Origin of the sequence: Citrobacter sp. ABFQG, assembly GCF_004322975.1 — a bacterium.
Classification (GTDB): Bacteria; Pseudomonadota; Gammaproteobacteria; order Enterobacterales; family Enterobacteriaceae; genus Citrobacter; species Citrobacter freundii.
This window is the reverse complement of sequence record NZ_CP036437.1, coordinates 19,972-33,393: the sequence shown is the minus strand read 5'-3', so window position 1 is coordinate 33,393 and position 13,422 is coordinate 19,972. Positions and strand designations below refer to the sequence as shown.

Here is a 13,422-nt window from a genome sequence, read left to right as displayed (position 1 = left end):
TAGCAAGAACGGGCCATGAGCAAGAAGAACAAGCTACTCAGCGTCCTATCCGACGCCGAACAGGAGGCCTTGTATGGCCTGCCGGAGTTCGATGATGCGCAGCAGCTGGAATATCTGGCTGTGACAGAAACCGAGTTGGCGCTTGCCAACAGCCGGCCCAGTCTTCATGCCAAGGTCTATTGCCTCTTGCAGATCGGCTACTTCAAGGCCAAGCATGCCTTCTTCAGTTTCGACTGGGACGAAGTCGAGGACGATTGCGCTTTCGTGCTGAGCCGCTATTTCCACGGCGAGGTGTTCGAACCCAAGGCGATCACCAAGCATGAACGCTACACCCAGCGCGAGCAGATCGCCAAACTATTCGGCTACTGGCCGTGGTCGGCCGCCTTCCTGCCGCAGCTCGAGCAGCAGGCCGCACGGACCGTGCGGCGTGACGTAACGCCGGGGTTCGTCGCCGCCGAGCTGATCGTCTGGCTCAATGAGCACAAGATTATCCGGCCCGGCTATACGACCTTGCAAGAGTTGGTCAGCGAAACGCTATCCGCCGAGCGCCGGCGCCTGGGCAATCTGCTGGAGCAAGCGTTGGACGAATCTGCCAAGGCCGCGCTGAGCCAGCTTCTGGTCCGTGATGACACCCTGTCGCAACTGGCGGCGCTCAAGCAGGACGCCAAGAATTTCGGCTGGCGCCAGATGGTCCGCGAGCGCGAAAAGCGCGCCACGCTGGAGCCGCTGCACGCAATCGCCAAGACACTGCTGCCTAAACTCGACGTCTCGCAGCAGAACCTGCTGTACTACGCGAGCCTGGCAAACTTCTACACCGTCCACGACCTGCGCAATCTGAAGGCCGATCAGACCCAACTCTACCTGCTGTGCTATGCCTGGGTACGCTACCGGCAGCTCTCCGACAACCTGGTCGATGCGATGGCGTACCACATGAAGCAGTTGGAGGACGAAAGCAGCGCTGGTGCCAAACAATCCTTTGCCGACGAGCAGGTGCGCCGTCAGCAGGAAACGCCGCGGGTAGGCCGCCTGCTGTCACTCTACGTTGATGATAGCGTGGCCGATCCCACGCCCTTCGGCGAGGTGCGGCAGCGCGCCTACAAGATCATGCCTCGCGATACGCTGCAAACCACGGCGCAGCGTATGAGCGTGAAGCCGGCGAGCAAGCTGGCCTTGCAGTGGCAGGCGGTGGACGGGCTGGCCGACCGCATGCGCCGCCATCTTCGTCCACTGTACGTTGCGCTCGACCTCTCCGGCTCCAATCCAGACAGTCCATGGCTTGCCGCGCTGGCCTGGGCCAAAGGTGTTTTTGCCAAGCAGCAGCGGCTGTCGCAACGGCCACTCGACGAGTGGCCCGCGGCGACACTTCCGAAACGCTTGCGGCCGTACCTGCTGACCTTCGACGCCGACGGTAAACCAACCGGCCTGCACGCTGACCGCTACGAGTTCTGGCTGTACCGCCAGATCAGGAAGCGTCTCCAATCGGGTGAACTCTACCTCGACGACAGCCTGCAACACCGGCACTTCTCAGATGAACTGGTTGAGATGGACAGGAAGATCGATGTGCTCGCAAAAATGGAGATCCCCTTCCTGCAGCAACCCGTCCATGCCCAACTCGATGCGCTGACTGCCGAACTGCGCACGCAGTGGCTGGCGTTCAACCGCGAGCTGAAACAGGGCAAGCTGACGCACCTCGAATACAACAAGGACACGCAGAAACTGACCTGGCGCAAGCCCAAGAGCGAGAATGAGAAAGCGCGCGAAAAGGCATTCTACGAGAAGCTTCCGTTCTGCGACGTGGCCGACGTGTTTCGCTTCGTCAACGACGAGTGCAAGTTTCTGTCGGCGTTCACGCCCATGCAGCCGCGCTACGCGAAGAAGGTCGCCGACGCTGACAGCCTGATGGCGGTCATCATCGCGCAAGCGATGAACCACGGCAACCACGTCATGGCGCGCACCAGCGACATCCCGTACCACGTGCTGGATAGCGGCTACCAGCAGTACCTGCGCCAGGCAACGCTGCACGCGGCCAACGACTGCATCAGCAACGCCATCGCCACGCTACCGATCTTCCCATACTACTCGTTCGACCTCGAAACGCTGTACGGTGCCGTCGACGGGCAGAAATTCAGCGTCGAACGGCCGACCGTGAAGGCGCGCTATTCGCGCAAGTACTTCGGGCGCGGCAAGGGCGTGGTCGCCTACACGCTGCTGTGCAACCACATCCCGCTCAACGGCTACCTGATCGGCGCGCACGACTACGAGGCCCACCACGTGTTCGACATCTGGTATCGCAACACGTCGGACATCATGCCGACCGCGATCACCGGCGACATGCACAGCGTCAACAAGGCCAACTTCGCCATCCTGCATTGGTTTGGCCGGCGGTTCGAGCCGCGCTTCACCGACCTCAACGCGCAATTGAAAGAACTCTACTGCGCTGACGATCCAGCACAGTATCAGGCGTGCCTGATTCGGCCAGTCGGGAAAATCGACTGCGATCTCATCCATCGCGAGAAGCCGAACATCGACCGGATCGTCGCCACACTCGGGCTGAAGGAAATGACGCAGGGCACGCTGATCCGCAAGCTGTGCACCTACACCACGACGAACCCGACGCGGCGCGCGATCTTCGAGTTCGACAAGCTCATCCGCAGCATCTACACGCTTCGCTACCTGCGCGATCCGCAACTGGAACGCAACGTGCACCGCTCGCAAAATCGCCTCGAGTCCTACCATCAGCTACGCTCGGCCATTGCCCAGGTCGGCGGTAAGAAGGAACTGACCGGTCGCACCGACATTGAAATCGAGATCAGCAACCAGTGCGCACGGCTGATCGCCAACACGATCATTTTCTACAACTCGGCAATCTTGTCGCGGCTGGTGACCAAGTACGAGGCGGCCGGCAACAGCAAGGCGCTGGCACTCATCACAAAAATTTCGCCTGCGGCATGGCGGCACATCCTGCTCAACGGGCACTACACCTTTCAAAGCAGCGGCAAGACGATCGATCTCGATGCGATCGTCGCAGGCCTGGAACTGGAGTGACGGAATTTTCAGCGGTTCCGTGTTAGCAGCAGTGTAAAACTGACCCACCCCAGCGAAGTAAAACTGATCCACCTGGGCTAGTTTGGCGGCCTTTTCGAGGCCGTCGATGTTGACCCAGGAGCAAACCGTGGAAATCAGAGTTCTTGCCCGACAGGGCCACTCCATCCGGCACATCGCCCGCACGTTGGGGGTCTCGCGCAATACCGTGCGCCGCTACCTCCGCGATCCGTCGGTAGCGCGATACCAGCCCCGTGAACCACGCCCCACCAAACTGGGGCCATTTGAATCTTATCTGCGGCAACGGGTCGAGCAGGCCCACCCCATCTGGCTGCCTGCCACCGTCCTGAATCGGGAAATCCGCGCTCAAGGGTATGGCGGCGGTCTCTCGTTATTGCGCGCCTTCCTCGCCACGCTCAAGCCCGCCCGCCGCGAAGCAGGTCCGGCCGTCCGTTTCGAGACCGAGCCCGGACGGCAGTTGCAGGCTGATTTCGTGGTCTTGCGCCGGGCCAGATCCCCCATGTCGGCCTTCGTCGCCACGCTGGGATACAGCCGCATGACGTTTGTCACCTTCGTACCGGACGAATCCTTCGAGTCCGTGCGGGACTCCCTGTTGCTGGCTTTTGACTATCTGGGCGGTGTGCCCCGCGAGGTGTTGTTCGACAACATGAAGACCGTGGTGCTGGAACGCGATGCCTACGGTGACGGCAAGCACCGTTTTCACCCCGGCTTGCTTCAACTGGCCGATGACCTGGGGTTCCGGATCCGGCTGTGTCGCCCGTATCGGGCCCAGACCAAAGGCAAGGTCGAGCGCTTCAATCGCTACTTCCGCGAGAGCTTCTACAACCCGTTGCTGACCCGGATGAAGGGCACGGGGCTGCTGCTCGATTGTGCTGCTGCCAACCGACGCGTCCGTGACTGGTTGGCAGACGAGGCGAATGTGCGGGTCCACGCCACCCTGAACGAGCGCCCCATCGACCGTTGGCGGCAGGAGCGGGAACACCTGCAACCCTTGCCATCCCGTGTGCGGCGCGACGAGGCCCCCCTGCTGGATAACAGTCTCCGCCCGGTACCACTGGAATCTCTCCAGCACCCACTGTCTGTCTATGACGCAATTGGGGAGGCCTGCCGATGAACCTCCAGCATGAGCGGATCGACGCCCTGTGCCAGCAACTCAAACTCGAACGGGTGGCAACGCATTACCCCGTCCTGGCGCAGCAGGCGGTGCGCGAGGACTTCAGCTTCACCGACTTCCTGGAACACCTGTTGCGGCATGAAGCGGGGTGTCGCCAGCAGCGCAGCCGCGAACTGCTGACGCGGATGGCTTGCTTCCCGGGCATCAAGACCCTGGAGGACTATGACTTCAGCTTCAACCCCGGCGTGCCCAAGGCACTGGTGCAGGAGCTGGGCAGTCTGGCGTTTGTCGAACGGGCCGAGAACGTGGTGCTGATCGGACCCTCTGGCATCGGCAAGACCCACCTCGCCATCGCCTTGGGTTACAAGGCCGCGCAAGCCGGGGTCAAGACACGCTTCATCACGGCAGCCGACCTGATGCTGCAACTGAGCACGGCGCAGCGACAAGGGCGGCTGAAGGAATACTTCAACCGCGCCATCCTCGGTCCACGGCTGCTGGTGATCGATGAGATCGGCTACCTGCCTTTCGGACGCGAGGAAGCGAACCTGTTCTTTCAGGTGGTGGCGAAGCGCTATGAGAAAGGGGCGATGATCCTGACCTCGAACCTGCCGTTCAGCCAGTGGGCCGACGCGTTTGCCGGCGATACCACCCTGACAGCCGCGATGCTGGATCGGCTGCTGCACCATGCCCATATCCTGACCCTGAGCGGCGAAAGCTACCGCTTGAAGGACAAGAGGAAGGCGGGAGTGGTCAGGAAAAATTCCAAACCCGAATGATCCAGGTGGGTCAGTATTACTTTGGTGATTCAGGGGTAAAGTGGGTCAGTTTTCAGTTGGTGTTGACACCGGCGTACCCTCGGTGCTATCTTCGCGCCCCAATAGTCGGGGCTTGGCCAGGACTTCCTGAGGCCGTCCGTAACGTGGATGCCGAGGTCAGGCGAGGTGGCCGACCCATGAACGCCGACCTGATTCGTTTTTCAATAGCGCTGGACGTTGTGGTGCCAGGGACTTACCAACCCGATGTGTGCCCATCCGGGGCAGTTACAGCCGTTACAGCCTCTGGAGAGGGAGCGGCTTGCCGCTCGGTGATAATCCCAGCTGTAGCGGCCTGATTACATCCGGCCGCTACACCTAGCTCCACCTTCAAACAAGGAATATCGTTGATGTCACTGTATCGCCGTCTAGTTCTGCTGTCTTGTCTCTCATGGCCGCTGGCTGGCTTTTCTGCCACCGCGCTGACCAACCTCGTCGCGGAACCATTCGCTAAACTCGAACAGGACTTTGGCGGCTCCATCGGTGTGTACGCGATGGATACCGGCTCAGGCGCAACTGTAAGTTACCGCGCTGAGGAGCGCTTCCCACTGTGCAGCTCATTCAAGGGCTTTCTTGCTGCCGCTGTGCTGGCTCGCAGCCAGCAGCAGGCCGGCTTGCTGGACACACCCATCCGTTACGGCAAAAATGCGCTGGTTCCGTGGTCACCCATCTCGGAAAAATATCTGACAACAGGCATGACGGTGGCGGAGCTGTCCGCGGCCGCCGTGCAATACAGTGATAACGCCGCCGCCAATTTGTTGCTGAAGGAGTTGGGCGGCCCGGCCGGGCTGACGGCCTTCATGCGCTCTATCGGCGATACCACGTTCCGTCTGGACCGCTGGGAGCTGGAGCTGAACTCCGCCATCCCAGGCGATGCGCGCGATACCTCATCGCCGCGCGCCGTGACGGAAAGCTTACAAAAACTGACACTGGGCTCTGCACTGGCTGCGCCGCAGCGGCAGCAGTTTGTTGATTGGCTAAAGGGAAACACGACCGGCAACCACCGCATCCGCGCGGCGGTGCCGGCAGACTGGGCAGTCGGAGACAAAACCGGAACCTGCGGAGTGTATGGCACGGCAAATGACTATGCCGTCGTCTGGCCCACTGGGCGCGCACCTATTGTGTTGGCCGTCTACACCCGGGCGCCTAACAAGGATGACAAGTACAGCGAGGCCGTCATCGCCGCTGCGGCTAGACTCGCGCTCGAGGGATTGGGCGTCAACGGGCAGTAAGGCTCTGAAAATCATCTATTGGCCCACCACCGCCGCCCTTGCGGGCGGCATGGATTACCAACCACTGTCACATTTAGGCTAGGAGTCTGCGCGGCAGAGCCGTGTGACCGGTTTTCTGTAGAGCACTGACGATGGCGGCGGCGCTCTCTGCAATTGGCAAGGCGTCGGCGCCAAGGATACCAATCTTGCGGCGCGCGGCGTGTTATGACGACTGGGGTGCATTTGAGCCGCCCCATTTAACCTTCGCCCTCACAGATACGCCATTCGCCTCAGATTTAGCGCCATGCAGACGAGCTTCCACTCGGCTTGCACCTTGTCCAGGCCCCTCATGCTGAACTGACGCAATCCCATCACCGCCTTGATCCAACCATTCGGAGCCTCCACGATCGACTTGCGCCGGCGGTAAGCTGCATCGCCTTGCTCCGTTTTCAATTTCGCCGCAATCGCCGCCGTATGCGGATGGGTCTTGGCATTGACCTTGGCATCTTCACGTCCCTCGCGGCCGAGGGCAACGATGACATCGCCGTGGTGATCGGCGACCTTTGCCAGAACAGCCTCACTACGGAATCCCGCATCCGCCAGCGTCTGGGCCGGCATTTCTCCGGTGTTGGCCTGAACTGCTGCCAGCATGCCCAGCAGCGCCTGACTGTCCGCGGCGCAGTTGGTCAACTCCGCCGCCACGATGATCTGGTGCTCGGCATCGACCGCTGTGTACCCGTTGTAGCTCTGCTCGGAGCCACCACCGGCGTGTTTCATGATCCGGCTGTCCGGATCGGTGAAGCTTTCCTGATCACGGTCATCCGGCACACCAAACTCGCGTTTGTACGAGCCACCGCCCTTGTCCGAGCCATCCGGATGGCGAGGCCGGCGGCCATCGTCTTCGCTGCGCCCCCGGGCCTGGTCCGCTTCACGCTGGCGCGCTTCCAGGCGCGCCTTTGCCGCCTGGATCGCCTCCAGGCGCTTCTCGCGGCGAGAAATCTCGGCAGGAATGTCCAGCTCCGGCTCGTTACGCTCCTGGTCGTCGGTAGCCTTGGCGCGATCAAGCAGCGCCTTGATCTCGCAATGCAATTCGTCCTCGGCCGGCTTCATGCGCTTATAGCTCATCGCCTTGTGGCGGCTGGCGTTGGCTTTTACCTTGGTGCCGTCGACCGCGATCGTGCCAAGCTTCACCAGCCCACATTCGCGCGCCAGTTGCACCACCTGAACGAACAAATTCTCAAGCTCGGTCAGGTGTAGGGCACGGAAGTCACTCAGCGTGCGGTGGGCCGGGAAGTTTCCAGCGGCCAGCACACGCAACGCGACATCCTCGTACAGCTTCCTGGCTAGTTTGCGCGAAGAGAAGACGCCGCTCGCGTAACCATAGATCAGCACTTTGACCATCATCGCCGGATGAAACGGCTGATTGCCCGGACCACCGCCGGCATACCGGGCGTGGAATGCGCTCAAGTCCAGCGTATCGACAGTCTCGCTGATGAAGTAGGCAAGATGCCCTTCAGGTAGCCACTCTCCCAGAGAAGGGGGCAGCAGATAGGATTGGTCGGGTCGGTAAGGAAGGTAACTGGCAGCCATCCCCGTATCGTCCTCGATCTTCCGCCGATTTGGCTTCTGCCGCGCAGGCTCCTAGGCCACCGTAGCTAAACATACGAGAAAAACCGCTTCTTGAGCGCTCTCTGAGACCACCTTGCCGACAACGCAGAAACGGTTGCGGAAAAATCGGCGTTTCCGGCGTACGCCACCCGACCTGGACGAACTATTGCGGACCTGGAACTGGAGTAGCGGAATTCCCCGGGGTTTCAGCGTCGCGCCACAGCGCCTCAGATAGATGCGGTAGCCTTTGGCGGGTCGTCATGCCGCGGACCACCCCCCCAAAAAATTCCACAATGCGGAATGGCGGAATTTTCTGGGGTTCCCGCTTACCCCCCCTACTCCCGCCGGTAGATTTGACGGAACTGTTGCTTGAGATAGATGCCAGAACGGGCTTTACACGTGAGTTTACGCATGTCAGTGAATCCGGGGCCCGGGCGCAGGATCTGCACATCAGCCTGTGCGCGGTCCTGATGGCTGAGGCTTGCAATATCGGGCTGGAACCGCTGATAAAGCACAATATACCGGCGCTGACGCGCCACCGGCTCAGTTGGGTGAAACAGAATTACCTCCGGGCAGAAACGCTGGTCAGCGCCAATGTCCGCCTGGTTGATTTTCAGTCCACACTGGAGCTTGCTGGCCGCTGGGGTGGCGGCGAAGTGGCTTCAGCTGACGGCATGCGCTTTGTCACGCCGGTGAAAACCGTCAATTCAGGACCTAACAGAAAATATTTTGGTTCCGGACGTGGCATCACCTGGTACAACTTCGTCTCTGATCAGTATTCTGGATTCCACGGCATCGTTGTTCCCGGCACATTACGTGATTCCATTTTTGTGCTGGAAGGCCTTCTGGAGCAGCAGACAGGGCTGAATCCGGTTGAGATCATGACAGACACAGCCGGTACCAGCGACATTATTTTTGGCCTCTTCTGGCTGCTGGGATACCAGTTTTCTCCTCGGCTTGCCGATGCCGGTGAAGCAGTATTCTGGCGGGTGGATAAATCGGCAAATTACGGTGCACTAGACGAACTGGCTCGTGGTTGTGCCGATCTGTCGAAAGCCGAGTATCAGTGGGATGAGATGATGCGAGCCGCCGGTTCGCTGAAACTGGGTACCATTCATGCTTCAGAACTCATTCGCTCTTTGCTGAAAAGCTCGCGCCCATCAGGGTTGGCACAGGCGATCATGGAAGTGGGGCGCGTCAACAAGACGCTGTACCTTCTAAATTATATTGATGATGAAGATTATCGTCGGCGGATCCTGACGCAGCTAAACCGGGGAGAAGGCCGCCATGCTGTGGCGAGGGCGATCTGCTACGGGCAGCGCGGTGAGATCAGAAAGCGCTATCGTGAAGGTCAGGAAGATCAACTGGGTGCACTGGGCCTCGTCACTAACGCAGTGGTACTGTGGAACACACTTTATATGCAGGAAGCCCTGAGCTGGATGCGCAGGAATGGAGAAGAAACCGGGGGTGAAGATATCGTCCGGTTATCCCCACTGATGCACGGGCATATCAATATGCTGGGGCATTATACGTTCACGCTACCGGAGGATATTTTGAAGGGGGAACTGAGAGAATTAAATTTTAATTTAAACAATGAATTACCTTCTTAGCGTACGTTTTCGTTCCATTGGCCCTCAAACCCCATCTCCTATGAAATGACGACTCGTCTGCTGAAAGATATTCTGCCGGTGGGCCACAGCCTGAATGCCTCAACGGTGAGGAATCATTTATGCCAGGTGGCGCAGCGTCTTGACGCTGAGGCTGAAGCTCATTCAGGTTTTCTTTCCGGCTGCCCCCGCGACTGGGGGAACCTGCCCAGGCCAGGAAAACCGCTTGTGGTGGGTATAGATGGTGGTTATGTTCGCGATCGGGATGACAAAAAGCGTAATTTTGAAATTATTGCCGGGAAGTCTTTTTCCGTTGGTGCGCCTGCTGACACCCGCCGCTTCGGTTTTGTTCAGAAGGATGACTGTCATCCGGAACGCAGGCTCATGACCCACCTTTCAGCGCAGGGAATGCAGGCCAACCAGCAGATATTTTTTCTGTCCGACGGCGCGGATAATCTCAGGGACCTCCAGTTCGGTATGTACCCTGAGTCAACGCATGTGCTGGACTGGTTTCATATCACCATGAGGCTGACGGTGCTCATGCAATATGCCCGGGGACTGCTGGTATCAGATCCAGAGGCGGGGAGTAAAGTTCTGGCACTGCTGGAAAGCATTAAACGATATCTCTGGCATGGCAATGTTGTCGCTGCGCTGGAACATATTGATAATTGCGTTATGTATTGCGATGACCCTGAACTCAGCTATCCTAGCCTGAAATCCCTGCAAAAACATCTGGATGAAATGTATACCTACATCCGGAATAATAAGATGATGATCCCAAACTACGGCGAAATGCGTCGGTACGGAGAGCCGGTATCAACCGCGTTTGTGGAATCCACGATCAATGAAGTGATCGCCAGACGAATGGCCAAAAAGCAGCAGATGCAGTGGAGCAGAAAAGGGGCTCATTATTTGTTACAGACCCGGACCGCCGTTTTGAATAACGAACTGCAGGATAAATTTGTCTGCTGGTATCCGGGTTTTCAAAGTGACGGGAAGGGACCAGCGATGGCAGCATAGCTCACGCTGCCCCAATATTTTTTATGCTCTCCTAATAAGAGCCAACCACAACCACAGAGTACCGGAGCTGCGCCAGCAGCAGGAAATGAACCACCACCGTTTGAAGATGATATACCGTTCTGAATGCTTGGGATTCAGGCTTCTGTCGCAGTAAACCAGAAGAACGGGAAGGGCTACCCCTTCCCTGTTTGCTATCACTTTATCTTTCTGCAGCGCATCGAGCTGCGGATTTTTGCTATCATTTTTTCAACCCGGGCGCGACCGGCCGAACAAAAAATGATAGCATTCTGGCGTGAAAGCAAGACTGGCCTCAATGTTTAGCCATTTGAGGAGTATGTATGGGGACATTAACGGTCAGGCCACAGCCGGAACATGAAGATGCACTGGAGGCCGTAGGCGTGTTGTTGCAGGAAAAACGCGCTTCACAGACGTTACTCAAATCACTGATGGCCTACGAGCAACACTGTAATGAGATCGCCCGATTGAAAGCAGCCTTGCACAAGGCCGAGAAAGAGCGTGATGAGTACAAAGGTAAAATAGAGCGCTTTAAAGCTGCCCAGATCGCGTTATTTGAATAGAGCAATGAAGCTAACGCCCTTTGGTTGTTGAATCCCGCTATGTTCCACAGGGAGCCTGTAGAACATAACAGGATTGTCGGTAAAGTGATCCGGGATTGTTTTTGGATCTTCATTCTGGATCAATGTAAATAATTTAGTTATGATTAGTCCGTTCTGCTTACCAAACCTCGACCTTGTAGAAAGGTGCTGGTAGTGATAAATTTCATCGCTAAGTTTGCAAGACACAAAGAATTTCAGGTAGACCACGCCAAAAGGTGGTGAAGGAAGGGTTGAGAAGCCCAAAAAACAAAGCCCCGAAAATCATGCTCTACTTTGGCGAGCGGACATGATAGTCAGGGCTAGGTACGAAACCTAAGAAGGATTATAACCTATGTATTCCTCAAATCAACCCTTGTTCGCCATAAGTGCGGGCGGCGGTGTCTGAACAAAACACATCCCCTACTCCGTTAGTTCGTGATTGCTATGTACTCAACGCTAATCCTGCGTTTCAGATACCGGCACACCATAAACACGAATTGCCAGCGTTCAATAAGCGCCTGATCAATGTGGTGTCCAAGCGCGACGTATCGCGTTGGGAGGGTTTCTATTTCCTTCCTGCCTACCATCATAAGACACATCAACGCATAGAACGGCAGCGCCACTTCAATAAACATCGTGCTCGGGCTATCTGCGCTCTTACTCATGCAATGTGTTATCACCTTCATATTGCCTCAGGCACGATTCCGGCTTGTTTTACAACCTTAGCGAATGAAGCGGGACTGGCGACGGTTTCAAAAGCCGGTAATCTCTCAATCACTCGTGCTACCCGAGCGGCACACACGCTGGCCGCGTGGGGATTGATCCAGTACAAGCTCATTTGGGATAAAGTCACCAAGCAGTATTTCCCTGCTGAAATAGAAGTCACGGAACTGTTTTTCGATTTTATAGGTGTAGGCGCGGATGCGTTTAAAAGAGCACAAAATCAACAGTTAGCATGGATAAATCGCGGACTGTTAAAGAAGGGGGAAGCCGCGATCAGCCTTACAGAAGCACGTAGACGCCAGAAACAGCAGTATCTCGAAACTACCTGGAAGCGCCGTAAAGCCTCTCAGGAAATGAAGAAAATTCAGAGAGCGGCCAAGGTTGCTGTGGCGAAAAAAGATGAAGAGCTGCGGCATATGGTTGCCAAGCAGATTCAAAGTGAAATCCGGCAGGGATTGCATGAAGGTATCGATTTAGCTTCGGTGAAACACCTTCTGAATAAGCGCATCATGTATTACCGTACCGTCGCCAGTTCTGACGACCCTAACACCGCCTGACCTACCTTTTTCAGCTTATCCGTATCAACGGAGGCTTTGCTACGCCTCTAACATGGCTCTGGTCAATAAGTAGTCACCAACACGCTATTCCCCCCGACTTACCACGCTGAAAAAACCGTTTTGAGATCCGTTTAAATAAGTTATGAACATATAGATGCAAATGGTTTTTTTTATTGTATGCAATCAGAAGGTTAGATGCGTGGAGACAGTCCTTTTCTTTTAGAGAACAAGAAATATAAATATAAGAGCCTTACAGCTCTGGATAAGTGACCGCCCTTGCAGCGACGTAAACGTCGCGCCGGTTCGGTTTGTCGCTACGCTCCTAAGTAGCACCCGCAAGCGGGCAAATCGCTGAACATTCCTTTTGTCTCCGACCATCAACCAACAACACCGCTTTACGTTCCGTGGCTTCGCAAAACCCGGTCTTACAGGAAGGAGGGGCAAATTGCGCTTCTAACGCTCACAGAAACGTTTTAGGTATTAGGGTATATGTCAGGATGGAAAAACAACTGATCGCCTCAGGAATGGCGTTTACGTGCCTATTTTAAGTTAAAACCGGCAACGCTCGCCGCAGACTCATGACCGAGCAGCGCGAGCGAATGAGCGAGGAAGCGTAAGATCGTCAGGATTAACAAAGAAAGGAGGACGCGCGGAGGTTCATTGGTGGCCGTTTTTAGGTGTCATGTCGAAGATACCTAATACCGGAATAATTTCTTGGCTCGCACGGCCAGTTAGCACCAAAAAATGTCGCCAGATCCCGTATGGAATAGGCATTTCGCCGCTTTTGAAAGCGCGTATACGGCGTCCGGCTTGTTTGCCGTGTAAACCCAATAATGCGGCCAGCTTATCTTCACTGTCGTACTCAGTGAACACTGTCTGGAATTGCCCGAACCACGCACGGATAAGTTCCGGTGCCGGTGCTTGCCATCCCTCGTTCTCCCTCAGTAAATGTTTATCACCGTATATGGCCGCGTTGAAATCGGGCACAGATCCATAGCGCGGAGCATTTAGGTTATTCCGCAGTGCGTTGCACCCACGTTCGACACCATCACGAAGCAAAATCAGGCGTTGTTCATTGGTATCTGGTAACTCGATTGTTATCGTCATTAAA

The 13,422-nt window shown here is 56.7% G+C and carries 8 protein-coding genes and 3 pseudogenes; 9 read left to right on the top strand and 2 right to left on the bottom strand.

Annotation, left to right across the window (positions count from 1 at the left end; translation table 11 throughout):
- Positions 1 to 15 precede the first annotated feature (15 nt).
- From tnpA to WN16_RS24200, 4 genes are all read left to right on the top strand, one after another.
- A complete protein-coding gene (gene tnpA / locus WN16_RS24220; RefSeq protein ID WP_004152392.1) occupies positions 16 to 3,045 on the top strand; it encodes a Tn3-like element Tn4401 family transposase in 3,030 nt (1,009 codons plus the stop codon).
- Between the two features lie 106 nt (positions 3,046 to 3,151).
- Positions 3,152 to 4,177 (top strand): IS21 family transposase, encoded by a 1,026-nt coding sequence (gene istA, locus WN16_RS24215; protein WP_004199214.1) that lies wholly within the window; start codon positions 3,152 to 3,154, stop codon positions 4,175 to 4,177.
- Positions 4,174 to 4,953, top strand: a complete 780-nt coding sequence (gene istB / locus WN16_RS24210) for an IS21-like element ISKpn7 family helper ATPase IstB (protein WP_004152394.1) — start codon at positions 4,174 to 4,176, stop codon at positions 4,951 to 4,953. The genes istA and istB overlap by 4 nt, the downstream gene beginning before the upstream one ends.
- A gap of 386 nt (positions 4,954 to 5,339) precedes the next feature.
- Complete coding sequence (locus WN16_RS24200) at positions 5,340 to 6,221, top strand: carbapenem-hydrolyzing class A beta-lactamase KPC-3 (protein WP_004152396.1); 882 nt, start codon at positions 5,340 to 5,342, stop codon at positions 6,219 to 6,221.
- Between the two features lie 249 nt (positions 6,222 to 6,470).
- Here WN16_RS24200 and WN16_RS24195 read toward each other — a convergent pair whose 3' ends face one another.
- A complete protein-coding gene (locus WN16_RS24195) occupies positions 6,471 to 7,790 on the bottom strand; it encodes an IS1182-like element ISKpn6 family transposase (RefSeq protein ID WP_004152397.1) in 1,320 nt (439 codons plus the stop codon).
- A gap of 353 nt (positions 7,791 to 8,143) precedes the next feature.
- Here WN16_RS24195 and WN16_RS24190 point away from each other — a divergent pair.
- The 5 genes and pseudogenes from WN16_RS24190 to repA all read left to right on the top strand — a co-directional run.
- A pseudogene (locus tag WN16_RS24190) lies at positions 8,144 to 9,418 on the top strand (Tn3 family transposase); the annotation flags it as partial.
- Positions 9,419 to 9,451: 33 nt separating this feature from the next.
- Positions 9,452 to 10,435: pseudogene (locus WN16_RS24185) on the top strand (ISKra4-like element ISKpn19 family transposase); the annotation flags it as partial.
- Between the two features lie 33 nt (positions 10,436 to 10,468).
- Positions 10,469 to 10,558, top strand: a pseudogene (locus WN16_RS24180) (single-stranded DNA-binding protein); the annotation flags it as partial.
- 215 nt (positions 10,559 to 10,773) lie between these two features.
- Positions 10,774 to 11,013: a hypothetical protein gene (locus WN16_RS24175; protein WP_032442033.1), complete on the top strand. Its 240-nt coding sequence runs from the start codon at positions 10,774 to 10,776 to the stop codon at positions 11,011 to 11,013.
- 416 nt (positions 11,014 to 11,429) lie between these two features.
- Positions 11,430 to 12,311: a plasmid replication initiator RepA gene (repA, locus tag WN16_RS24170; RefSeq protein ID WP_071882594.1), complete on the top strand. Its 882-nt coding sequence runs from the start codon at positions 11,430 to 11,432 to the stop codon at positions 12,309 to 12,311.
- A 657-nt stretch (positions 12,312 to 12,968) separates the two neighbouring features.
- Here the strand turns inward: repA and WN16_RS24165 are convergent.
- Positions 12,969 to 13,418 (bottom strand): hypothetical protein, encoded by a 450-nt coding sequence (locus WN16_RS24165; protein WP_002353196.1) that lies wholly within the window; start codon positions 13,416 to 13,418, stop codon positions 12,969 to 12,971.
- Between the last annotated feature and the right edge of the window lie 4 nt (positions 13,419 to 13,422).